Source organism: Sphingobacterium tenebrionis (assembly GCF_037126265.1).
Taxonomy (GTDB): Bacteria; Bacteroidota; Bacteroidia; order Sphingobacteriales; family Sphingobacteriaceae; genus Sphingobacterium; species Sphingobacterium tenebrionis.
Genome location: NZ_JAYLLN010000032.1, coordinates 1 through 23,221 on the forward strand (window position 1 = coordinate 1; position 23,221 = coordinate 23,221).

21 protein-coding genes are annotated in these 23,221 nt (G+C 42.2%); 9 read left to right on the plus strand and 12 right to left on the minus strand.

What is annotated here, in order from left to right; translation table 11 throughout:
- Positions 1–324 precede the first annotated feature (324 nt).
- The 6 genes from VJ786_RS12395 to spt all read right to left on the minus strand — a co-directional run bounded on the left by VJ786_RS12395 (position 325) and on the right by spt (position 5,439).
- Entirely contained in the window at positions 325–543 is a 219-nt protein-coding gene (locus VJ786_RS12395) for a hypothetical protein (RefSeq protein WP_336557794.1), read from the minus strand.
- A gap of 356 nt (positions 544–899) precedes the next feature.
- Positions 900–1,286, minus strand: a complete 387-nt coding sequence (locus VJ786_RS12400) for a GtrA family protein (RefSeq protein ID WP_134776199.1) — start codon at positions 1,284–1,286, stop codon at positions 900–902.
- Between the two features lie 42 nt (positions 1,287–1,328).
- A complete protein-coding gene (locus VJ786_RS12405; protein ID WP_134776200.1) occupies positions 1,329–2,033 on the minus strand; it encodes a CDP-alcohol phosphatidyltransferase family protein in 705 nt (234 codons plus the stop codon).
- 47 nt (positions 2,034–2,080) lie between these two features.
- Entirely contained in the window at positions 2,081–3,079 is a 999-nt protein-coding gene (locus tag VJ786_RS12410) for an NAD-dependent epimerase/dehydratase family protein (RefSeq protein WP_134776201.1), read from the minus strand.
- Positions 3,076–4,197, minus strand: a complete 1,122-nt coding sequence (locus tag VJ786_RS12415) for a hypothetical protein (RefSeq protein ID WP_134776202.1) — start codon at positions 4,195–4,197, stop codon at positions 3,076–3,078. Before VJ786_RS12415 ends, VJ786_RS12410 begins: the two co-directional genes overlap by 4 nt.
- 33 nt (positions 4,198–4,230) lie before the next feature.
- Positions 4,231–5,439 (minus strand): serine palmitoyltransferase, encoded by a 1,209-nt coding sequence (gene spt, locus VJ786_RS12420; protein ID WP_099367656.1) that lies wholly within the window; start codon positions 5,437–5,439, stop codon positions 4,231–4,233.
- 297 nt (positions 5,440–5,736) lie between these two features.
- Here spt and smpB point away from each other — a divergent pair, with 297 nt between their 5' ends.
- Positions 5,737–6,192: an SsrA-binding protein SmpB gene (smpB, locus tag VJ786_RS12425; RefSeq protein ID WP_099367655.1), complete on the plus strand. Its 456-nt coding sequence runs from the start codon at positions 5,737–5,739 to the stop codon at positions 6,190–6,192.
- Between the two features lie 22 nt (positions 6,193–6,214).
- Here smpB and VJ786_RS12430 read toward each other — a convergent pair whose 3' ends face one another.
- Positions 6,215–7,138, minus strand: a complete 924-nt coding sequence (locus tag VJ786_RS12430; RefSeq protein WP_134776204.1) for a helix-turn-helix domain-containing protein — start codon at positions 7,136–7,138, stop codon at positions 6,215–6,217.
- A 204-nt stretch (positions 7,139–7,342) separates the two neighbouring features.
- Here VJ786_RS12430 and VJ786_RS12435 point away from each other — a divergent pair, with 204 nt between their 5' ends.
- From VJ786_RS12435 to VJ786_RS12445, 3 genes are all read left to right on the plus strand, one after another.
- Complete coding sequence (locus tag VJ786_RS12435; RefSeq protein WP_134776205.1) at positions 7,343–8,845, plus strand: aldehyde dehydrogenase family protein; 1,503 nt, start codon at positions 7,343–7,345, stop codon at positions 8,843–8,845.
- A 164-nt stretch (positions 8,846–9,009) separates the two neighbouring features.
- Positions 9,010–9,384 (plus strand): DUF779 domain-containing protein, encoded by a 375-nt coding sequence (locus tag VJ786_RS12440; protein ID WP_134776206.1) that lies wholly within the window; start codon positions 9,010–9,012, stop codon positions 9,382–9,384.
- A 137-nt stretch (positions 9,385–9,521) separates the two neighbouring features.
- The gene (locus tag VJ786_RS12445; RefSeq protein ID WP_134776207.1) at positions 9,522–10,580 is read left to right on the plus strand and encodes an NADH:flavin oxidoreductase/NADH oxidase; all 1,059 of its coding nucleotides are present in this window, start codon (positions 9,522–9,524) and stop codon (positions 10,578–10,580) included.
- On the opposite strand, the gene VJ786_RS12450 is transcribed toward VJ786_RS12445, so the two are convergent.
- From VJ786_RS12450 to VJ786_RS12460, 3 genes are read right to left on the minus strand one after another with little or no spacing between them, the layout of a single operon-like run.
- Positions 10,573–10,968, minus strand: coding sequence for an acyl-CoA thioesterase (locus tag VJ786_RS12450; RefSeq protein ID WP_099366536.1), 396 nt, complete (start codon positions 10,966–10,968; stop codon positions 10,573–10,575). The two genes, VJ786_RS12445 and VJ786_RS12450, sit on opposite strands and share 8 nt — an antisense overlap.
- Positions 10,969–10,989: 21 nt before the next feature.
- A complete protein-coding gene (locus VJ786_RS12455) occupies positions 10,990–12,810 on the minus strand; it encodes a MutS-related protein (RefSeq protein ID WP_134776208.1) in 1,821 nt (606 codons plus the stop codon).
- On the minus strand, positions 12,810–13,667 hold the full coding sequence (locus tag VJ786_RS12460; protein ID WP_134776209.1) for a DUF4886 domain-containing protein: 858 nt from the start codon (positions 13,665–13,667) through the stop codon (positions 12,810–12,812). The genes VJ786_RS12455 and VJ786_RS12460 overlap by 1 nt, the downstream gene beginning before the upstream one ends.
- A 137-nt stretch (positions 13,668–13,804) precedes the next feature.
- On the opposite strand from VJ786_RS12460, the gene VJ786_RS12465 reads away from it, so the two are divergent.
- Entirely contained in the window at positions 13,805–14,461 is a 657-nt protein-coding gene (locus VJ786_RS12465) for a protein-L-isoaspartate(D-aspartate) O-methyltransferase (protein ID WP_099366539.1), read from the plus strand.
- Between the two features lie 31 nt (positions 14,462–14,492).
- Here VJ786_RS12465 and priA read toward each other — a convergent pair whose 3' ends face one another.
- Positions 14,493–16,973, minus strand: coding sequence for a replication restart helicase PriA (gene priA, locus VJ786_RS12470; RefSeq protein ID WP_134776210.1), 2,481 nt, complete (start codon positions 16,971–16,973; stop codon positions 14,493–14,495).
- A 93-nt stretch (positions 16,974–17,066) separates the two neighbouring features.
- On the minus strand, positions 17,067–17,456 hold the full coding sequence (locus VJ786_RS12475) for a DUF423 domain-containing protein (RefSeq protein WP_099366541.1): 390 nt from the start codon (positions 17,454–17,456) through the stop codon (positions 17,067–17,069).
- Positions 17,457–17,588: 132 nt separating this feature from the next.
- Here VJ786_RS12475 and VJ786_RS12480 point away from each other — a divergent pair, with 132 nt between their 5' ends.
- From VJ786_RS12480 to VJ786_RS12495, 4 genes are all read left to right on the plus strand, one after another.
- Positions 17,589–20,234: a PQQ-binding-like beta-propeller repeat protein gene (locus VJ786_RS12480; protein ID WP_134776211.1), complete on the plus strand. Its 2,646-nt coding sequence runs from the start codon at positions 17,589–17,591 to the stop codon at positions 20,232–20,234.
- A gap of 54 nt (positions 20,235–20,288) precedes the next feature.
- Positions 20,289–21,296 (plus strand): DHH family phosphoesterase, encoded by a 1,008-nt coding sequence (locus VJ786_RS12485; protein WP_134776212.1) that lies wholly within the window; start codon positions 20,289–20,291, stop codon positions 21,294–21,296.
- Positions 21,297–21,323: 27 nt separating this feature from the next.
- Entirely contained in the window at positions 21,324–22,301 is a 978-nt protein-coding gene (locus tag VJ786_RS12490; protein ID WP_099366544.1) for an FKBP-type peptidyl-prolyl cis-trans isomerase, read from the plus strand.
- Between the two features lie 122 nt (positions 22,302–22,423).
- Positions 22,424–23,218, plus strand: a complete 795-nt coding sequence (locus tag VJ786_RS12495) for a TatD family hydrolase (RefSeq protein ID WP_134776213.1) — start codon at positions 22,424–22,426, stop codon at positions 23,216–23,218.
- The last annotated feature ends 3 nt before the right edge of the window (positions 23,219–23,221 follow it).

The window sequence follows — 23,221 nt, forward strand, 5'->3', positions numbered from 1 at the left end:
ATCGATCGATCTGTAGATCGTCTTAATTTTCAGCTTTCGTCTTCCGACTACTCGCTGCGTTACATGATCATAAAATCTTAAAGAACTCTCCGCCTCCGCTCGCGCTTCGGCATCTGTATGTTTTCCGACCTTGTTTCCTTGGTCTCGAACTGTCATTTCTGTGGGCTGCCAGCGTCGCGCCGGCTGCCGTTCCCCGTGGTTGGGACTGCAAAGGTAGAAGGTTTTTTCGGTTCCGCAAAATTTATTTTAAAATAATTTTTTGGAGCTTTTTTTCCGTGTAACATGCACCCTTTGGGCGGACCCTCGGAACATGTACAGCTACCCTTATTTCAGTGGCCATCCGGCCGTCCCTCCCTTGCGGAGTGGTGCAAAGATAGGGACTTCCCATCCATATTTCCAAGACCCCCGGGGAACATTTTTTACGGTTTCCATGTAAAGCGCTGTGGCAATGGTGGATAAATTTGTGTCAGGGGGTGCAGGATAGGTTTGTACCGGAGGGATTTTATCCCATTTATGTATGTTGGCCTGCTGATAGGTAAACATATTTTGCTCCGGAACCTACTTGGTTCATATTTAAAGCAAGGTGAAAGAAGGGAAAAAGCATGAAAATGGATGTTGACCATAGGAAAAGCATACTTTAGCATTGCTTTCACCATGGTTTTGCATCGAAGGCAACTTGGGGGGCTCTGCGTCATTGCGGGGACCCTGCGTCATTGCGAGGAACGAAGCAATCTTCGAGCCATGTCATGCTGAGCGCAGTCGAAGCATCTACATGTGGTACACGTACAGATCCTTCGGCGATGCTCAGGATGACATGGGGAGCCGCATGTCCAAAGATTGCTTCCTCGTGCCTCCTCGCAATGACGTGACTTTAACTCCTCGCAATGACGGGACTTTACCTACTTCTTAAAAACCCAATACTTCTGAAGGGTAAAGTTAAAACCCAAAGAAACCACAATTTCAATAATTAATTTGGAAAGCAGAAAATGCCAATGCCAGATATCCACAAAAAGATGAATACCCAGGGATTTAATGGATATACTCCCGATTACCACCACAATAAATTTCCATAATTGGCTCGCCAGCGGAGTAGCTGTATTATTGAAAGACCAATACCTATTAATGGTAAAATTCAGGATGGCTCCTAAACTTCCCGAAACCACATTGGAAAAGGGAGCGGTAAAAAGTAGGACTTTATAACAGAAGGTATAGATACTAAAATCAGCAAGTCCGCCTAAAAAGGCAGACAATTGTGCTTTTAGAAATTCTTTGAACTTTCCGGACATCCCATTATTTTAAAACAGCAACTATTTAGTTCAATACGGTCACTACGCTTGTTTTTGGTTATTCTGTTCGGCAAGTTTGGCCGCCTTTTCCTCCTTATCCTTCGCGTCGCCTAGAGCCAACAACTTCTTGGTATCCCCGATATTGATAAAAAACAAAGCTATACAGATCAACAAAACACTATAATTTATCGAACCTGGTACGATTACCTCTAAAATCAACACCAAAGAGATCACCACCCGAATTTCCGTCGGACCTAAAAGTCCAGCGTCAATGGTATATTTATCTGTGATCCGATAGCGCAATTGCGAAATGATCATCGCCCAACCATATAAGGAAACCAGCGCAAAACCTAAATATTTAAAATCCCCCGTTGTATAGAATACATAACCCAATCCAATAAATACCGTCGAGATCCAGTCCATGACGATATCCAGCGCGAAGCCGTACCATTTTCTGGATTTGTTCCGGTAATAGGCGATCCTACCATCCAACGAATCCCCAAACCATTGCACAAAAAAACCAATTACCGCCAATAACAAGAAATTGATATGAACATATTCAGCCAGCAGAAAACTTCCCAAGATCATCAAGGATCCGAAGAAACCAATGGCCGTTAAGCCATCCGAGCTCAGCCATGCTGGAATCCTTGGAACCAAATAAGATATAAATCGTTGTTCCGGATTACTTAATATATTGGTTCTTTTTCTATCCTGAAAAAGTTTCTTATTGATCTTTTGCTCACTCATTGTTTGGAATAAATTACTGTTTTAATTTGTAGGTGCAATAAATGGGATTACAACCATTTATTTATTTTGTACCATTCGAGACTTTCCTTGAGGCCATTCTCCAATAGGTATTTCGGATCGTAGTCCAACAGATTTTTGGCATGGGAAATATCTACTGCCCAATTTTCTGCCGTTAGTTCGAAGAGTCTCTCCGGATAGATCACTGGCGTTTTCGTCGAATTCTTGTACAGGTATTGCGAGATCTCGGCAATCCCTTTTACCAGGGATAAGGGAACATGCATCCTAAAAAGTTTACGGCTGAACACCTCTTTGAATATTTCGGCCATTGCGTATCTGGAATACACTTCGCCATCACTGATATTATAAATCTGTAAGCCTTCTTGTGGAACCATCACCCCTTTCAGCAACACATCGACCAGATCCTTGACATATACAAAGCTCAGTTTCTGTGGTTTTGAGCCGATATAGGGATCAAGCCCTTTTTTCATCGTATCAAAAAGTATGAAGATATCCTTTTCCCGTGGACCATAGACCGCGGTTGGTCTAAAGATGGAAATCCGCTGATCCGTATATTTATCCTGGATCATCAGTTCCGAAGCTTTTTTACTTCTGCCGTAAACGGTTAATGGATGGTACGGGAAAGACTCATCGATCAATTTTTCTTCCTGATATGGAATAGGTCCAACAGCGGCAAGGCTGCTGACATAGGAAATCCTTTCCAATGGCATATCCGCAGAAAGCGCAGCATCCATGATGGCATCCGTATAACCAACATTGACCAGGTTCATCGTCTGCTCATCCTTGGCTTTGGTCATGGCCGCTGCATGGATGATGTAATGGTATCCCTCTTGATCAAAAAGTTTTTTGAGTTCTTCAGCGTTGCCCAGGTCAGGGAACACAAATTTATCGACGAAAGGTTTGATATCGGCTACCTTGCTGGATTTTCTCACCGCAGCATGGACCTCTAAACCTAAATTCTGTGCAGCTTCAGTCAGGTGAGATCCTACAAATCCACTGGCACCCGTAATGAAGATCTTTTTTTTCATATCGCTTTTTCGTAAAGGCGATACCTTTTGTAAAGGTCGGCATTGATCTGTTCAATGGCGTGGTTCATCAAGTAATTATGATCCAGCATCCACGAACATTCCGCTTCCAAAATACCCGATGGCATCGCATTTTTGATGATTCGGCCATAAAGACAAGCTTCAATTCCCAGTTTACGGTAGTTGTCCAACACGCCAAGCATCAAAACCCGGATGGAACGTATGTTTTTCTTACCAAAAAGGAGTTTGAAAATACCGGTAGGCAATAACCTCCCCCTTTTGATGTTTATCAGGATTTCATTGATGTTAGGGATCCCCAAAGCAAACCCGATCACTTCATTGTCCTTTTCAGCGACAATACAGTATTTCGGATCCACGATCATTTTGAGATCCTTGGCCACATAATAGAATTCCTCATCGGTCATGGGAACAAAACCAAGGTTTTTATCCCAAGCCTTATTGTATACTTTTTTGATTTTTTCGGCCTCGCTCTTAAAATCCTTCAGATTGATCTGGCGGAGTTTGATCCCAGAACGTTCCAATCTTGCCTCCAATTTATCCAAAAGGAGTACCGAGCGTTGATTTGCCCCTGCCTTATTGACCAAATAAGCACGAAGATCTACCTTTTTGGCAAAACCTGCATGGCTGATCAGGTCCAAGTAATAAGGAAAATTATAAGGCATCATCGCCATCGGTGGACGTTCAAAACCTTCCACCAGGAGACCACAGGTATCATTGGTCGTCAGGTTGATCGGACCAACGATATTGTTCGCGCCTTTGGCTTTCACCCATTCTTCTGCAGTCTGCAATAATTTATCAGCGACCTCCTGATCGTTAATACAATCGAAGAAACCAAATTGACCCTCATTAACTTTATTGAAGGCATTATGGTTGGTATTATAGATTGCTGCTACACGACCAACCAATTCCCCATCTTTATAGGCAAGAAAAGGTTGAGCGCTGGAATGCTTATAAAACGGATGTTTATTCGGGTTCAATAGATCTTCCTGTCCCAGAAATAGTTCCGGCACATAGTTAGGATCGTTCGCATAGAGATCATGTGGGAAGTCGATAAAGGCTGCCCTTTGCTTTTTGGTTTCTACAGGAACAATCGTAATCACAGATCTAAAATTTAAGTGTAAACGCTGTTAAAACTAACTGATGAAGCTTTCCACTTCCAAGGTTTTGAAAACCTTGGCCATCTTCTCAACGGCCTCATCGATCTGGTCGAACGTATGGGTAGCCATAAGAGAGAAACGGATCAAGGACTCTTCAGCAGGAACTGCAGGAGCAACTACCGGGTTTACAAAAACGCCATCATCCTGAAGCATTTTCGTAACCACATAAGTTTTCTCATTGTTTCTAACAAAAACCGGTAAGATTGGACTTTCGGTAGCCCCTAGATCAAAACCATTATCCAAAAGTAACTTTTTAGCGTAATTGGTATTGGCCCACAGTCTTTCGATATGTTCTGGTTCCGTTTGGATGATCTCCAATGCTTTCAACGTAGATGCCACCGAAGCCGGTGTCATACTCGCACTGAACATCAAGGAACGCGCTTTATGTTTCAAGAATTCAATGGTATCGGCATCGGCGGCAACAAAGCCTCCTAAGGATGCCAATGATTTACTGAATGTACCCATGATCAAATCCACCTCTTCGGTCAGACCGAAATGGCTTGCTGTACCAGCACCTTTTTCTCCGATCACACCCAAACTGTGTGCATCATCACACAATATTGCCGCATCGAATTCGTTAGCTACTTGAACAAGTTCAGGTAATTTAACGATATCGCCTTCCATGGAGAAAATACCATCTGTAGCAATTAGTTTGAAGCTTTCTTCAGGCAAACGCGACATTTTATCGCGCAGGTCATTGATATCATTATGGGCATATTTGATCACCTTGGAGAAAGACAAACGGCTACCATCGATGATGGAAGCGTGATCGCGTTCGTCCAAAAGAATATAATCATGACGGCCGGTTAGGCAAGATAAGGGACCTAGGTTGGATTGGAATCCTGTACTGAATAAGATTGCTGCTTCTTTACCTACGTAATCGGCAAGCTTTTCTTCCAATTCGACGTGAATGTCCAAGGTTCCATTCAAAAAACGAGAGCCTGCGCATCCGGTTCCATATTTTTCCAAAGCATCTTGCGAAGCCTTGATGATCCTAGGATCCGTCGTCAATCCTAAATAAGAATTGGAGCCAAACATCAATACTCGACGACCATCGATTTTAACTTCCGTATCTTGTTTAGATTGAATCGGCCTGAAATAGGCGTATAAGTTTTTAGATTTGATATCTCCTAACTCGCCATTTAAAAACCGCGCAGTTCTTTCATTTAATTTTCCCTTGCTCATTCGTCAGGTGTCTATATTCTCAACAATATTTACTTTTTGAACTTTTAACAAAAATCGTCAAAAATCTTACAAAGGTACAAAACTACAGCCATACAATCCGATAAATATTGTAATTCTTCCCTTTATTTACAAAAAATCGACGCAAACATACAAAACTTAAGCCTCATTCTCTTGTTGATTTGACATATAAATATCATAAAATTAAATTAATATTAACATAAAGTTTCCTATAAAAAGAGGATAAGTTTTGCAAAAATTCTATTATTCTTACATTTGTGCTTCAATAACTAGAAAATAATGGCGATTTCATCAAACGTAAACATCAAAAATAAAAGAGCAAGCTTCGAATACCAACTATTGGACAAATACATAGCTGGACTTGCTCTATTGGGTACCGAGATCAAATCCATTCGTGAGGGAAAAGCCAATATCAACGATAGTTTTTGTAATTTCTTTGAGGATGGCCTCTACATCCGGAACATGCATATTGCCGAATATTCCTTTGGATCCTTTTACAATCATGAAGCAAAACGCGATCGCAAATTGTTGCTGACCAAACGGGAAATGAAGAAATTAAAGGAAAAAGGCGAAGAAAAGGGTTTTACGATCGTTCCATTACGCATTTTCATCAATGAGCGGGGGTATGCGAAAGTGGAGATCGCCCTGGCTCAGGGTAAAAAAGACTTTGATAAGCGTGATAGCATCAAAGAACGCGAGACGAAACGCGAGATGGATCGCGCCATGAAACGCTAAGATGCAGTGCGTAAGCCTTGCATTAAGATGCCTGAATACTAAATGATTTTTGGTATTGTCCGGGAGTCATAGATTCCCGGGTCTTGAATAAACGGATAAAGTAATTGACATCCGAAAACCCACAAGAATAACAGACTTCCTTCACGGAGAATTGATTGCGCAATAACTCCTTTGCTTTTTCAATCCGTTCTTGAATGACCAATTCCATAGGACTGATCCCAAATTCATCCTTAAACAAGCGGAAAAGGCTTGCCTTACTTCTGTTCATCTTACGACATAGATCTTCTATGGTCAGTTTTTCACTGATATTATCCTGTATATATTTTTTGAGGTAAGAAACTGGACCATTCAGTTTTGGAGCTGGCTCCTTCAATAGTTCAAATTTTTGCTGCTGGATGATCCGGATCAGTAATTCTTTAAAGAGCAGGTCCGTCAAAGCATCTTTGAACGGGTCGGTACTGATCATGGTAGCGAACAATTTGTTCGTTATTGCGGCCAGTTCCGATGTATTATTGATGTGAAATTTGTCCCAGGAAAAGTCCCAACTGAGTTTTTCTTCCTGCTTCGGGTACATTTCATTGAGATAGTCTATGGTATTGCCGATCTTTTCGGAGGAGATCACCAAAGCGGTGCATTGGGTAGGATCCTGTAAACGTGCTTCGGGGAAATCGATCTCCATGGGTTTTGAAGCCGGCAGGACCAACGTCTCTCCTGGTAGATACTCGAAAGATGGAACATCCTTTAAATGCATGATCTTTTTACCCTTCAACATATTGATGATGACGATATCATCAAATTGAAGTGGAACGAGATTCGTAGGTTCATACGTTTCGAAGACATTCAGTTCAAAATTATTCAGGGTATAAGCCTTCCTGTTCTCAACCAATGTCGATATTTCCCTTCCTGTCGCGTACGGTAGTTCACGGACCAAATTTACTTTTCCCATAAGCATGTATTTATAATCGGTTGGTAACCAAATATAATCAATGGCGTTTGAAAATAAAAACGGGTATTGGTTTTCTTGATAGTATTGTGCTATTCATAGCGACAATTATGCTATCCCTTTGCTTATAGAAAGGTTAAATTTGGGTATACCCATTTGTAAACTGGGTATATCCATTTATAAACACATTGTATAAAATTTAAATTTATGGCAGAAATAGCAAGACCATCGTTCAAGGAACGTTATGATAATTACATTAATGGAGCATTTGTTGCCCCAACCCAAGGGAAATATTTTGACAACATCTCTCCTATCGACGGGAAAGTATTCACGCAGGTGGCACATTCTACAAAAGAGGATATTGATAAAGCGGTAGAAGCTGCTGCAAAAGCATTTGAAACCTGGGGCAAGACTTCGGCCACTGAGCGTAGCAATATCCTGATCAAGATTGCCGACCGCATCGAACAGAACTTGGAAATGATCGCTGCAGCAGAGACTATTGATAATGGTAAAGCAGTAAGGGAGACCTTGAATGCCGATATTCCATTGGCTATTGATCATTTCCGCTATTTTGCGAGTGTGATCCGTGCGGAAGAAGGTTCCTTGACCGAACTGGACAGCAATACGGTTTCTTTGATCGTCAATGAACCGATTGGGGTCGTTGCCCAGATCATTCCATGGAACTTTCCGATATTGATGGCCGTATGGAAACTGGCTCCCGCATTGGCAGCAGGTTGTACGGTTGTCCTTAAACCCGCTGAAAGTACTCCTACATCTATCTTAGTATTAATGGAACTGATTGGAGACCTGATCCCTGCTGGTGTCGTGAACATCGTGAATGGATTCGGTTCGGAATTAGGTCGCCATTTGGTTACCCATCCAAAAGTGAACAAGGCCGCGTTTACCGGTTCTACCGCTACAGGTCGGATGGTAATGCAATATGCTACGGAAAACATCATTCCGGTAACCTTGGAGCTGGGTGGTAAATCGCCGAATGTTTTCTTTAGTTCGGTAATGGATGAGGATGATTCATTCTTGGATAAAGCGATCGAAGGAGCGGTATTATTTGCCCTGAACCAAGGGGAAATCTGTACCTGTCCGTCGCGTTTATTGATCCAGGAAGATATCTATGATAAATTTATTGAACGCGTGATCGACCGTGTAAACCAGATCAAGGTGGGTAATCCATTGGATCCAACGGTGATGATGGGTGCCCAAGCATCCAAGATCCAGAAAGATAAGATCATGTCCTATATCAATCTTGGAAAAGAGGAAGGTGCGGAAGTATTAACAGGTGGAGATGCCAACCAGGTTGGTGATGGCTTGGAAGAGGGATACTACATCAAACCGACCTTGTTTAAAGGACATAACAAAATGCGTATTTTCCAGGAGGAGATCTTTGGTCCGGTGTTGGCTGTGACAACTTTTAAGGATGAAGCGGAAGCGATTGCGATTGCCAACGATACGATCTATGGATTGGGAGCGGGTGTGTGGACCCGTGATGCGCATCAATTGTACCAAGTACCGAGAGCTATACAAGCTGGTCGTGTATGGGTGAACCAATACCACTCCTACCCTGCAGGAGCTCCTTTTGGAGGGTATAAGCAGTCGGGTATTGGTCGCGAAAACCACAAAATGATGTTGGCTCACTATCGTCAAGCTAAGAATATGCTAATCTCCTATAGCAAAGAAAAGCTTGGATTTTTCTAATAGTAGTAAATAGTTAAATGTGTGATTAGGGGTTATGGAATTAACCCCTATTTTTTTAGCTGGTAAATGGTTTAGGAGGAGAAGAATAGGGGATAATTGATTATATTAAGGGTGGAAATATTATTATTTGGTTATTGATTGGGGATTAATTAAGAAAGGATTTTATGGTTTCAAGAATAGATGTTACGGAAGAGGCAAAGGCGGTGATCAAGGAGTTGGTGGAAAAGCATGGTCCCTTGATGTTTTATCAAGCAGGTGGATGTTGTGAAGGAACGCAGCCACAGTGTTTTGATAAGGGAGGGTTTTATCCAAGGATGAATGATGCGATGATAGGGTTAGTGGAAGGCTTTGAGTTCTGGGTGGATAGGGATTTGTTTGAGTATTGGAAGTTTTCGCATTTTACGTTGGATGTGTTGGATGGTTTTGGACCTGGTGGGTTTTCTTTGGAGAGTCCATTGGGCAAGACGTTTAAGATACATTATCGGTTGTTTACGGAGGAGGAGTTGAAGGAATTACCGGAAGTGGAAAGAAATGGGTGATGGCGTCATTGCGAGGATCTTTCCGCGTCATTGCGAGGAACGAAGCAATCTTTATTCTAATCGAAAGATTGCTTCGTCGTACCTCCTCGCAATGACGGGGAAATCCAAATAAAACTCTTAATTTTAAAACAAAAAACATGTTATTCACTTCCCTTCCTCTCAAAAACCTCACCCTATCCAACCGCATCGTTGTTTCCCCTATGTGTCAATACTCCGCGGAGAACGGCTATGCCAACCACTGGCATCTTACCCATCTCGGTCAATTTGCCATTGGGCGTGCTGGAGCGGTGATCCAAGAAGCAACGGCCATATCCCCTGAAGGAAGGATTTCCTATGGCGATTTAGGCATTTGGGAGGATGAACAAATAACCATGTACAAAAACATCACCCAATTCATCAAATCCCAAGGGTCCATCCCTGGAATCCAATTGGCACACGCCGGACGAAAAGCCAGCACCGATAAACCATGGATCAGCCGAAAACAATTCCTTCCGAATGAAACACATGGCTGGCAAACCTTGGCACCATCCGCCATCCCCTACCATGAAAAGGAACATCCACCAAAAGCACTTAGCCTGGAAGAAATCAAAAGTTTAATACAAGACTTCCGGAAAGCGGCAAAAAGAGCTGTAACTGCTGGATACCAGATCATCGAAATCCATGCAGCGCATGGCTACCTGATTCACCAGTTCCTTTCTCCATTGGTCAATAAAAGAACAGATATCTACGGCGGCGCTTTTGAAAATAGGATCCGGTTTCTTCTGGAAATCGTTCAAGAAATTCAACAGGAGCTTCAGGAAAACCATTCCCTTTGGGTTCGGATTTCAGCGACAGACTGGGCGGAAAATGGCTGGGATCTGGAACAGAGCATTGCCTTATGCAAAGAATTGAAAAACTTAGGGGTGGAAGTAATCGATGTATCCTCTGGCGGGGCAGTTCGTGAACAACAGATCGATGTGCATGCAGGCTATCAAGTTCCCTTTGCCGAAAAAATAAAGGCAGAAACCGGGATGTTGTCCGGTACGGTAGGATTGATCACATCAGCCACACAAGCAGAAGAAATTTTGGATAAGCAGCAGGCTGATTTTGTGTTGATCGGGCGGGCTTTCCTAAAAGACCCACACCTGGTTTATTCCTGGGCGGAAGAATTGAAAGAGCCCATTACCTGGGCTCCACAATATGCTAGGGCTAAATAATCCCTTCTAGAACAGGGATAGGTTTTTTATCATCGTCCAGAGCGACGAAGGTAAACCTTCCTTGGATAGCCAGTTCGCGGCCATCCTTATACATGCTTTCCAGAAAAATCTCTACAGCGATTTTCAGACTGGTACGGCCTACACTTTCTACCCTGGCGATGGCTTCCACAATACTTCCAGAAGGAATAGCCTTGTGGAAATCGATCTTATCGGTGGAGACGGTTACTAATTGCTTTCTACAGAAGCGGGTGCCGCACATAAAGGAAACCTCATCCATCATGGCCATGGCTTTACCGCCAAATAGGGTGTCATGATGGTTGGTGAGGAAAGGAAACACCGTCATGGTAATTCGTGTTTCACTTTGGTCAATACGTTCTTGAATAGTCATTTTCTTAATAAAGCCGCAAAGTTAAGCAACTTTTTCGCTTTCAACGACTACTCCGATCCCCTTTAATAGCAAAGAAGCATTGAAGATGGTACATGGACCATGCTTTAATTTATAATCAAAAAGCATTTCGGAACCCTGTACCTGAATATCAAAATGATAATTCTTAATTCTTTCTGGATATTGCTCCGCCAGTTCTGCGAGTTGAAGGTCATGGGTAGCCAACATCCCTCTTCCGTCCAAACCGATCAATTTTTTGATGATGGCTTTAGAACCTAGGTACTTATCTACCGAGTTTGTTCCTCTCAACATTTCATCAATCAGGAAAAAACTGGATTTATCCTGCTCTACCTGATCCAAGATAAATTTCATCCGGTCCAGTTCCGCCTTAAAGGTTGACGTACTTTCATTGAGGGAATCCTTGATCCGCATATAGGTCAATAAATGGTAAATTGGCAAGCGAAACAGTTTTGCATTGACTACTGCACCGGCATAAGCCAATACGGCATTGATACCCACTGTTCTTAAAAAGGTACTCTTACCCGCCATATTAGACCCTGTAATTAACGCGATATCGTGGTTCTGAGCATTATAATCATTGGCAACAGCTCTTTCTTTGATAATCAACGGATGATTCAATTCCTCCGCTTTGATCTTATCGAACCGGACATGATCTAGTATTTCCGGTTGCACCCAATCTGGGTTGTTCTTAGAAAGAATAGCTAAAGAAACCAATGCTTCATAAGCCGATATGGCTTCAAATCCCTGCAAGATGGAATCCTGGTACTGCTCTTTCCACTTATTGATAGCCATTACCTGTTTAAAATCCCATAGGAACAACATGTTAAGAATTGCCCCTACAAACATATTATTTCGGGCATCCAACTTATCGATCAACTTACCGAGTTCAGCGATGATGGTCGATAGCTTTTTTTCTGAGCCTTTTACCTTGATCTGCTGTTGGATTTCCAGGTTGAGCGTTGATGTATATTTTTTATCTTCTATTAATTTAATGGCATCGGCCAAGCCCAATAGGGAAGCACCCAGTTTATCGATCTTATTGGAAAATTGGGAAATCTTCCCGGCCTGAGAAAGTGTCCACAAAAGATGGACAACAGCCAAGATCAACAGATAAGGAACGATATTATAGTAAAATTGGGAAAAGGCCAATCCAAAGAAGAAAATATTAGGACTTGCTTCCACATAGAATGCTAACCATTTATTCCCAAAATTCAGTTTTTTATCATTAAAAAAGCTGGCGATATATGCTCTCAAGTTAACTTTTGAGCCCAGATTGAACATCATTTTGGTCTGAAAGGTCTGCAGATGCGCCGGATCTTCACGCAATTCGTTAACCGCCTGCTGTCTCGCCAAGATTTCTTCCTTGGTGGCTGCATGGGAGAACCAATCCTTCAATACGTTTACCCCATCCTTACTGGAACAGCGGTTAACCATAGCGAAGAGTGAATTGGCTCCGAAAACATCCAGATCAGAAGCATAAGGATGGGCTCCATCGTTAAACTCTTCTCCATGCTCATACATATTGCCCTTGCGGTTCATGATATTCAGTTCGTTCTCATTGATCCGAAGGAAAATCCTTGCCTCCTGTAGCTTTCGTTCAATCTTGCTCTGCCGAAAGACCAAAAACAGAAAGATAACGACGACCAGAATGATGGTCCCCATCACCAAAATAATATTATTTGTATCGAATAGTTTGAACAGAATGATTCCTCCTAGAATCATAACCCCTAATCTGAGGAAGGAATTTTTATTGATCTTGGATTCTAACGCTTTGATATTGGTTGTGGCAGAGGCAACATTTTCCTCGTAATATGCTACACTCATTATTTCTTAACCTTTGTGATTTTAAATGGTTTTTTAACCGCTTTCCAAGCCGACTCCTTTGCAATCTTGGCTTGGATATCGGTTATTTTTTCCGGTTTATATTTATTTTTTCTTGGATCGAGATTGAACAATTTAGCATACCAGGTTGCTGCTGCCGTGAACCTTCCATAGTCCAAGTTCAGGTGGTAGCCATCTCTTGTCATGTGATCGCCGATAGAGCTTGTTCTTGCATTTTGAATAGCAGTACCAGCCGGTACCACAAACTCATAATCTCCTGTCTTGGCGATCTGGCTAGTCACATTCATGATGCTATCGTACATCACCAATTGTTGTCCTTCATAATTTTTGAACCCTTCGTGCTTGGAATCCTGTTGGTAAGCCCAAGTCTGGTGATAGACCATCTTGGAATCTGGATTCATATGGGCAAAAACATAGGTCCAAAGATCGGGCAGACCCCGCATGACCACATTATATTTTCCTGAAAGTGGACTTGCCTGCTGCAAACTAATATAGTCCCAATTATCATCTGCTAGGGCTTCTTCAATACTGACTTTGTCTGTTGTTTTTTTAATGCCATCCTCCCCTACTTTACGATAGCTATAGGCTTTTAGGTTATTATGGGCATTTTTCAGATGCAGTTCTATCGGTGCTCCACCTATATATAGATTTCCGATCACCATTTTCTTCCCGGCAGCCTTTGCTAAATCATAAAGGTAGTTTTCGATGCCATCTTCGGAAAAACTATTCCCGATAGCCAATACTTTCATCACGTCATCGTCTTTTGGAGAGATCTGTTGCGCGAATAGAAAAGGTAACTGAAATGAAATGAATAGGATAAATACAAAAAGCTTTTTCATTTGATCATGATTTTAATAAAAATACAAAAAATAAGCTTATGAATAGGTTTAAACCTAAAAAATCCTCAGTTAATTGAGCATGAATGTTTTGCAATTAATCTTAGAAATATGGTAAAATAAGGGTAATTTTGGGGGATATGGCGTATAAGTTTGTTGACAATTACCGGGAACAGGGAGCGAGGAAACAGTTGGTTCGACATCTCGAAAAAAGGGGTATCGAAGACAAAAAAGTCCTTGCTGCCATTGGAAAAGTGCCAAGGCATTTCTTTTTCGATGAAACTTTCTGGAATCAAGCTTATCGGGACATCGCCTTCCCCATTGGCGATGGACAGACCATATCCCAACCCTATACCGTAGCTTACCAGAGCCAACTGCTACATATCAACAAAGGCGATAAAGTATTGGAAATCGGGACCGGATCAGGCTATCAGACCTGTATCCTAATGGAGTTGGGTGCAGAGGTTTTTACGATTGAAAGACAGGAAAACCTCTACAACAGAACCATTCAAGTATTGCCCTATATGGGTTATAAACCTCATTTTTTCTTGGGAGACGGCTCGATGGGCAAACCAGAACATGCGCCCTACGACCGCATCATCGTAACAGCAGGAGCTCCTTTCGTACCGGAAAAAATGTTGAAACAACTCAAGCTCGGCGGCTTGATGGTCATCCCGGTGGGAGATGAAAAAGCACAAAAGATGGTGACTATCCTACGTGTGGGTGAGAATGATTTTGAACGTATTGAATTGGATACCTTCCGATTTGTTCCCTTGGTGGGTGATCAAGCCTGGTAATTTTGAAATATACAGCTTCGAATAGATTTAATTAATACGGATCCACATCAATCTGTATCCTAACCCCTTTATTCTTTTTATCCAGGTCAAAGTGCAGGATAGACTGTTTGATCAGATCTTTGACCTTACTGATGGAAATGTCCTTTCTTTCGATCTTCAGGGTAATGGTCTGGATAAAATTATTCCTCACTCTGGAAACCAATGGTGGTTCAGGACCCAGTACCCTGGCTCCCAATTGCTGTCTTAGTAAAGAAGCCAAGCGAATGGCTGAATCATTGACCAGATCCTGGTCTTTATGCTTCACATCCAATTTGATCAACCGATAAAAAGGAGGATACTGGTAATTCTTTCTTTCGGTTACTTCGGTCATGAACATGCCTTCATAATCATGTTGTTGGACCTGCTCGAGAATTCGATGGTTCGGTGTATAGGTCTGGATGATGACCTGACCAGGATTCTGCCTTCTCCCCGCCCTTCCTGATACTTGAGAAAATAGAGAGAATGCCCGTTCATAGGCCCTGAAATCAGGGAAGTTGACCATCCCATCGGCATTGATGACACCGATGAGGCTCACATTCCCAAAATCAAGTCCCTTGGTGACCATCTGTGTTCCGATCAGCACATCAAATTCCTGGTTATCGAAAGCGGATATCACGCGGTCGAACCCATGTTTTCCTTTGGTGGAATCGAGGTCCAGCCTACCGATCCGCAGATCAGGTAATAACAGCTCCAATTCCTCTTCCACCCTTTCTGTCCCAAAACCTTTGCTCTGCATGTGGGGTAAACCACAAGCCGGACAGGTCTGGGGCATTTCTTCCGAGAAGCCACAATAATGGCAATGTAGGAGATTGCTGGTTTTATGGTAGGTCAAACTGACATCACAGTTGACACATTTGGCCACATAACCACAGGTTCCACATTGCAGAAAGGGGGTATGGCCCCTCCTATTCTGAAACAGGATGACCTGTTCCTTATTGGCGATGGTGGTTTGAATAGCTTTCAATAATGTTCCGCTGAAGTAGGAAAACATCTCTTCCTTCCTTCCCGCTTCAGCGATATCGACGATTTGGATTTCCGGTAATTTGGCTTCGCCAAATCTCTGCAGGAGTTCCACTAAACCATACTTTCCCGCTTTGGCGTTGTAATAACTTTCTACGGAAGGTGTAGCCGAACCAAGTAATACTTTAGCCTGATGTTGGTGGCCTAAATAGATGGCGGTATCCCGCGCATGGTACCTTGGTGCCGGATCATATTGTTTATAGGAATTTTCATGTTCCTCATCCACAATGATCAATCCCAGATCGAAAAAGGGAAGAAAAACGGATGACCTTGCTCCGATGACCACTTGGAAATCGCCCTTCCTAACCCGATGCCACACCTCTGCACGCTCATTATCGTTGAACCGAGAATGATATACACCGAGCTTATCGCCAAAATGCAGTTTAAGGCGTTCGGTAATCTGAGCGGTCAATGCGATTTCTGGCAGTAGATATAAAGCTGATTTTCCTGTTGCCAGGCATTCCTCAATGAGGCGGATATAGAGTTGGGTTTTACCCGAGGCGGTAACCCCATGAAGCAACACGACATCTTTGGATTCAAAATTGAATTTGATCTGATCGAATGCTGTTTGCTGGGCTTCATTAAAAGTAAAATCCGGGGATAATAGGACATCTGTTCCTTCGAAACGACTCACCACTTTTTCCTTCACATCGAATACGCCTTTATCGATCAAGGCAGTTATGGCACTTGCGGAAGCACCCGATGCTTCCATGACATCCTGCCTACTGATATCTGTTTTTGTTTTTTGCAATTGCATAAAGGCAAGGACCGCATCCTGTTGTTTAGGCGCTTTATTTAGGGAGTCCAATAGTTCTCTCTTCCCATCCGCATCATTAAAGATAGATGCCAATCGTAAGAAAGCTTTGGTCTTTGCTTTATATTTTTCCTTGATCTCCTCCGAGATCAGGATGTAACCTTTTTCAAAAAGGCTTCTCAATAAAGGGAATACGGTTTTCTGCCCCAGGATTTTTATGACATCATTGACGGTCAGTTCTCCGGCAAGGTCCAATGCTTCCAGGATCATGTATCCTTTATCGGAAATCTGGCTTCGATCTAAAGTAGGATCATCTGCTGCCATGATCTTGGTCTCGGAGGCCATTTTCAATGCGGCAGGCAGTGCAGCCTGCATGACATCCCCCGGAAAACACATGTAATATTCCGAAATCCAGTTCCATAGGGCAATCTGATTAGGGAAGATGATGGGATCATCGTCTACCACATCCAGGATATACTTTGCCTCATATTGCAGCGGAGCCTCTTCGCTTAAAGCCACGATGATAGCCGAATAGATTTTGTTCTTTCCAAATTGCACGATCACCCTGCAACCTACTTTTACCTTGTCGTTGAGTTCCAGGGGAACCCGATAGGTATAGTTTTTGGCGATGGCCAGTGGCAAGATCACTTCAACAAATAAAGTCTTTCGATTTGAGGCTAATAATTCCGCTTGAGACATATAACAAAAATAGGGAATATTAGCCTCATTTTAGCATAAAAAAAAGCTGCAGACCAAGGCCTGCAGCTTCCATCAATTTAATTTTTAATATGCTTATGCTCTATTCTTCATAGCTGCGACAAATAAGGCGATCCATCCGACCATGAAGCATACGCCTCCCAATGGTGTGATGGGGCCAATAACTGATATATTCTCTATCCCTAACAGGTTTCTGGTACTCAAAAGGTAAAGCGAACCGGAAAACAAGAAGATACCCAAGGTAAACATGATATAAGAAACCTTAATGGATTGACTTTTTGCCCTGGAAAAAGTGGATAAGAATAACAATGCCAATGTATGGTAAAAATGATATTGATTGGCTGTTCCCCATGTCTCTAACTGTTTCTCTGAAATTTTGCCTTCCAGGCCGTGAGCTCCAAAAGCGCCCAAGATCACTGCAAGCAAGCCAAAAAATGAGGCAGTTAGAATTATTTGCTTGTTCATATATGCCGTTAAAATAATTGTTGGTTATTTTTTCGTTTATAAATGTATAAAATAACTTCCTAAAAAACTCGTCTAATTTTGCAATTTTGTATATATTCAACATAAACTAATACCTCGGAAGGCTTTTCGAACATGAGAAATACAATAATTGTTTCTGTTCTTCTATTCATCGCTGTCATTGTAGCTTCGGTTTTCTACTTTGGTGGATTGGACTCAGAAAAAAAAGAAGCGGTAAAACCTATCGCATTTTTACCCAGTGACACTTACCTGGTCGCTTCCTTCGTGAACGACGAGACCACGGATAACATCTTTAAGGATTTTGAAATATTCCAGGCTATTCTTGGCAAGCAGGACCTGGAACAGCTGAACCTCCTCAAACAACAACTTTTAAGGAATAAAAATCTATCCGCTTATCTGGGTGGTTCAGATATTTTTATATCCTTACATCCGGGGAAGGATCAGACGGAAATGCTCTATAGCATTCCGGTTGTTGAAGAACCTGAAAAAGAAGCGATGGATCAATTGCTGGGTCAATTAAGCTCCCAGTTTAAATTCGGTAAATCCGATAGTTTGGGCCATACGATCTATAGTTTTCAACAGATATTGAAGGACTCTACCCAAAGTAAAATCTCCGATTCGAGTTTTTACGTGAGTTATCAGTCCAATATTTTCTTTGCCAGCTATAACAAAGAGCTGTTGTTGAAAGTACTCGACAAAAAGCAGGAAAAGCTTAAGGAGTCTCAAATAACCTATTTCAATGAACTCAGCAACCGTAATTCACCTTTTACGGTGTATGTTCCACAACAAAATCTTCCTGCCTTTTTTGCTGTTTTTAAGCGGAATAAGGCCGGCGATTTTCTACGTCAGTTCATCCAATTAAAAGGACAGACAGTTTGGAACATCAATTATAAACAGGATGCTTTGATGCTTTCGGGCGAGAGTGAACTGGAAGATAAGGACAGTCAGTATATCGCCTTGTTTGCCAACCAACGGAAAACAGTGCAACGCTTGTACAATTATTTCCCATCAAACACGATGATGTTTGTGGAATATTCCTTTTCCGATGCGAATAGCTGGTTTACCGACTTGGCTAAATGGCAACAGGGTCAGGATGGAGCCAAACAGTTAACTGATCAGGAAGTGGAAATCGCGAAGGATAGACCGAACCTGCTGGCTGATTTTAAATCGGTTATTGCTGGGGATTTTGCCGTTGTAGAACAGAGTAATTCGGATTATTTAGGTTTTATTGCCATCAAAGACAGCAGTAAATTGGAACAAATCTTACCGGAACTCGCCGAAACAGTTGGCGATAGCATCTATAGGTTCAGACATGCCCATATGCCCTATCGCTGTTTCGGCGAAGGTTTAAAGGCCTTTTCGAGACCCTATTTTGTTCGTGTAAACAATCTTATCGTCCTAGCAAACCAACAATCCACGTTACAGGAGTATCTACGTACCTGGAAGCGTAAAGATCTATTGATCGGTGGAATTGGCTTTAAGAACTATGAGCAGATCCAAGGAAATGAGGCCAATGTCACCTTTTTCCTGAACACCAAAAATGCCAGCAACTTTTTGATCAATAACTTGAGCAATACCTACAGTAAGAACTTTAGGAATAAGGAAGATTATGGGTATCAGGAATTCTATTCCTGGTCGTTACAGTTGTCGGGCAATGCCGGTAATTTTATCAGCCGCCTTTATGGTATCTATAAAAGTAAGAACCGACTGGGGGTAAATGCAGATTGGACCTACAGCATGGGTAGCCGACTAATATCGGGGCCTTATGTTTTTGAACATTCGGATACCTCGCAGTTTATCCTGGCACAAGAGCAGGATCATACGGTTCATGCCATTCATCCTAGTGGAAATAAACTGTGGTCTACCGTATTTTCAGGTCGAATTGTTGGGAAGACCATCCAGTTGGAGGACCGCTCGCTCGTTCTGGTTACCGACCGAAGGAGACTCTATCGATTTGATCCTCATGGTAAAATGATGTCCGGCTTTTCCAGCAGTGTTTCTGCTGAGCCAAGCTTTCAACCTACTTATGTGGATTGGGGAAATCAGAAAATGCTGATCATTCCGGGTAAGAACAAGTTGATGGCCTATGACCTGGAAGGAGGTGCTGTAGTAGGATGGGATAATGTGACGGTGGAAGGCAGTTTAATGGGGCCTGCACAGTTTGTGGACAACCAGGTGGTTGTGGCTACAAGTTACGGTAGGGTTTATTTCTTTGATATGGGTGGAAATAAAACCCAAGAGATCGATGTCCCTGGGGATGTTAATTTTATTTCTAACCTGGGCATTGTACAACGGGAAAATGGCTATGTTTACTATGCCGCCGATGAGGACGGTAAAGTCTATGAAATGAATAAACAGGGCGAGAGCAAGGTGGTATATGAAGGAAAATGGGACGCAAAATACCATGCCGAATTTGAGAATATTGCAGGTACTTCTGCTCCAGAAATGATCGTTTTGGATGGTTCTGTGCTGCAAATACTGGAATTGGGGAATACGGTTAAACCGCTCTTTGACCATACCTTTACCAAGAAGATTGAAAACAAACCTTATTATTTCCCTGCGGGATCTGGTTTGCTGAAGATGGGTATAGCGCCACAAGGCACCAACCTGATCTATTTATTTACAGAGAACGGTGGAATAGCAGATGGCTATCCTGTAGAGGCCCAGCCCCTATTCTATGATGGAAAAATCAATTACAATTCGGGGAATTATCTGATTTGCACCCGTCGGGATTGGAAACTTTATGCATTTAGGCATTAAGGTTTTTTTTCATTGCCGATTTTTTTTCATTAGGTTTGCAATCACAAAATTCGTATGTTGACAGGAGAAGAATATTTAGTAGAACTATCCAGACCTAAAAAGATCATCATCACTACCCATCATAAACCTGATGGAGATGCCCTTGGCTCTTCCTTAGGCTTGTACTATTGGTTGAAGAAGAAAGGCCATGATGTGCACATCGTGCTATCATCGGATTTTCCAACCTTTTTGGATTGGATGCCTGGCCGTGAGGAATTGATCTTCTATACGGAAGATACAGCCTATGCACAATCTTTGTTCGATACGGCAGAAATCATCTTTTGTTTGGATTATAGCGCATTATCTCGTACCAACATCTTGGAACCCGTTATCAGGGAAGCGAAAGGCCAGAAATGGATGATCGACCACCATCTGGATCCAGAGGATTTTGCTGCTGTTTGCTATTGGGATTCCAATGCAGCAGCAACCGCTCAATTAGTATATAAATTTATCGTGGAGGAATTTCAGGATAAAGCACATATTGATGAGCAAATAGCCACCTGTTTGTATACAGGGATTATGACAGATACCGGTTCTTTCCGATTTAAATCGACCACTTCGGAAGTACACCTGATCATTGCAGGTTTATTGGAAGCTGGCGCTAGAAACTGGGAGATCCACGAACAGATCTATAACAGCAGTACAGAGAACAGGCTTAAGTTTTTAGGCTATGCCTTATTGAACTGTTTGGAGGTGATTCCGGAATATCATACAGCCTTATTCTCCTTGAGCAAGGATGATCTGGCAAAGTTCAATGTAACGACGGGCGATACGGAAGGATTGGTGAACTATGCCCTTTCGATCAAAGGCATTCGTTTGGCTGGATTATTTGTAGATAGAACTGAATTAATTAAATTATCTTTGCGTTCCATTGGAGAAATCCCATGTAATGCAATCTGTAAGAAGCATTTCAATGGCGGTGGCCATTTGAATGCTGCCGGCGGAAATTCTACAGAGGAATTAGGTGAAGTGGTAAGCAGATTCAAATCTATCTTGCCGGAGTATAAAGAATATTTAACATAGCATATTTTAAGAGTTATAAATAGAAAAATGAAAAAATCGATTGTAGTTTTAACGGCACTAGCAGGACTATTCTTTGCATCGTGTCAGAATTTTAAAAAAGGTGAAGGTGGCCTTGAATATAAGTATATCAAGGATGGCGGCGCTGAAAAAGCTGTAGGTGGTGATATCCTAGCGTTGGATATGATCGTTGAAACAGACCGTGACTCCCTTTTAGGAAGTACTTATGATTTAGGTATGTCCCAAATTGCACCTATCTACCCAGATTCATTGATGCAAGGTGGATACCCAGGTGATAACAATACCATGTTAAAAATGTTGGGTGAAGGCGATAGCGCCGTATTCAGATTGAACTTGGATACCATGGCAGCTAGAACTGGTCAACCAAAACCAGATATCGCTGATAAATACATCCAATTCACAGTAAAAGTTAAAAAACACTTCAAGAAAGGTAATTTAACTGACTCTGCTCTATTCGAACAAGTGAACAAATTCTACCTAGCTGAAACAGAAAACCTGAAAAAAGCAGAACAAGGTAAAATCACTAGCTACGTGGAGAAAAACAAATTGACACCTAAGAAAACAGCATCAGGATTACAATATGTTATCAAAGCAGAAGGTTCTGGCAACAGCCCTGTTGTAGGTGATACCGTAGTATTGAACTATACTGGTAGCTTGACTACTGGAAAAATGTTCGATACGAACAATCCAGAGACTGCGAAAAAAGAGAAAATCCACCAACCAATGAGACCTTACGAGCCATTGCGCGTACGTATCGGTCATACACCGGTTATTCCAGGATGGACTGAAGGTCTTCAATTATTGAAAAAAGGATCTAAAGCTACTTTCATCATTCCTTCATCTTTAGGATACGGTGAGCGTGCTCAAGGAAACATGATTCCAGCATATGCACCATTGGTATTTGATGTGGATGTATTGGAAATTATCCCAGGTCCAAAAGAAGAACCAACACCAGCACAGCCTACTATTCCGGTTCCAACACCATAATGTTATTGGCCTCTAGGTTAAAATATTGAAATATTAATAATGAATCGCAGTTATTTTTGAAATAACTGCGATTTTTTATTCTATAGGGGCACATTCAATAACAAAATATTAACTTTGGCTCCATGGAAGAAATAAGCAGTCCTCGCAAATATTCGCTAACAGATACGCATACCCATATCTATTACAGTACGGAACCCGACAAGTTGAAGCAACAAATGCAACGTTGTCTTGATCAGGGGGTAGATCGCTTATTCCTTCCGAATGTGGATCTCGAATCCATTCCCATGGTCTACCAGACCGTCGGCGAATATCCATCTCATTGCTTTCCGATGTTGGGCTTGCATCCCTGCAGTGTTAAGGAAGATTATGCACAGGTATTAGATCGGATTGAACAGGAGATCCAGGCTAGAAAGATCTATGCTATTGGCGAAATAGGCATCGACCTTTATTGGGAGCAGGACAGCCTTGCATGGCAACAAGCGGCTTTCCGGAAACAGATCAATTGGGCGAAGGATATGGGCCTACCGATCAGCATACATTGTAGGGAGGCTTTTGATGAAGTGTTTGAGATCCTGAAAGAGGAACAGGATGGTCGTTTGTTTGGGATTTTCCATTGCTTTACGGGAAATCTAAACCAAGCTAAGTTGGCCATCGACCTGAATTTCATGTTGGGAATCGGTGGTGTGGTCACCTTTAAAAAGGCTGGATTGGACGCCGTGGTAAAGGAGATCGACCTGAAGCATATCGTCCTTGAAACGGACGCCCCCTACTTGGCACCGGTTCCATTCCGTGGCAAAGAGAACGAAAGCAGCTACTTGGTACATGTTGCCCAAAAAGTAGCGGATATCCATGAAATATCGTTGGAGAAATTAGCTGAAATAACAACCAATAATTCTAAAAAAGTATTTAACATCTAGTCC

Bases quoted from the DNA above. Each gene is read 5' to 3' on its own strand.
- VJ786_RS12395 (WP_336557794.1), bottom strand. From the start codon at position 543: ATGTTTACCTATCAGCAGGCCAACATACATAAATGGGATAAAATCCCT.
- VJ786_RS12400 (WP_134776199.1), bottom strand. From the start codon at position 1,286: ATGTCCGGAAAGTTCAAAGAATTTCTAAAAGCACAATTGTCTGCCTTT.
- VJ786_RS12405 (WP_134776200.1), bottom strand. From the start codon at position 2,033: ATGAGTGAGCAAAAGATCAATAAGAAACTTTTTCAGGATAGAAAAAGA.
- VJ786_RS12410 (WP_134776201.1), bottom strand. From the start codon at position 3,079: ATGAAAAAAAAGATCTTCATTACGGGTGCCAGTGGATTTGTAGGATCT.
- spt (WP_099367656.1), bottom strand. From the start codon at position 5,439: ATGAGCAAGGGAAAATTAAATGAAAGAACTGCGCGGTTTTTAAATGGC.
- smpB (WP_099367655.1), top strand. From the start codon at position 5,737: ATGGCGATTTCATCAAACGTAAACATCAAAAATAAAAGAGCAAGCTTC.
- VJ786_RS12430 (WP_134776204.1), bottom strand. From the start codon at position 7,138: ATGGGAAAAGTAAATTTGGTCCGTGAACTACCGTACGCGACAGGAAGG.
- VJ786_RS12435 (WP_134776205.1), top strand. From the start codon at position 7,343: ATGGCAGAAATAGCAAGACCATCGTTCAAGGAACGTTATGATAATTAC.
- VJ786_RS12440 (WP_134776206.1), top strand. From the start codon at position 9,010: ATGGTTTCAAGAATAGATGTTACGGAAGAGGCAAAGGCGGTGATCAAG.
- VJ786_RS12445 (WP_134776207.1), top strand. From the start codon at position 9,522: ATGTTATTCACTTCCCTTCCTCTCAAAAACCTCACCCTATCCAACCGC.
- VJ786_RS12450 (WP_099366536.1), bottom strand. From the start codon at position 10,968: ATGACTATTCAAGAACGTATTGACCAAAGTGAAACACGAATTACCATG.
- VJ786_RS12455 (WP_134776208.1), bottom strand. From the start codon at position 12,810: ATGAGTGTAGCATATTACGAGGAAAATGTTGCCTCTGCCACAACCAAT.
- VJ786_RS12460 (WP_134776209.1), bottom strand. From the start codon at position 13,667: ATGAAAAAGCTTTTTGTATTTATCCTATTCATTTCATTTCAGTTACCT.
- VJ786_RS12465 (WP_099366539.1), top strand. From the start codon at position 13,805: ATGGCGTATAAGTTTGTTGACAATTACCGGGAACAGGGAGCGAGGAAA.
- priA (WP_134776210.1), bottom strand. From the start codon at position 16,973: ATGTCTCAAGCGGAATTATTAGCCTCAAATCGAAAGACTTTATTTGTT.
- VJ786_RS12475 (WP_099366541.1), bottom strand. From the start codon at position 17,456: ATGAACAAGCAAATAATTCTAACTGCCTCATTTTTTGGCTTGCTTGCA.
- VJ786_RS12480 (WP_134776211.1), top strand. From the start codon at position 17,589: ATGAGAAATACAATAATTGTTTCTGTTCTTCTATTCATCGCTGTCATT.
- VJ786_RS12485 (WP_134776212.1), top strand. From the start codon at position 20,289: ATGTTGACAGGAGAAGAATATTTAGTAGAACTATCCAGACCTAAAAAG.
- VJ786_RS12490 (WP_099366544.1), top strand. From the start codon at position 21,324: ATGAAAAAATCGATTGTAGTTTTAACGGCACTAGCAGGACTATTCTTT.
- VJ786_RS12495 (WP_134776213.1), top strand. From the start codon at position 22,424: ATGGAAGAAATAAGCAGTCCTCGCAAATATTCGCTAACAGATACGCAT.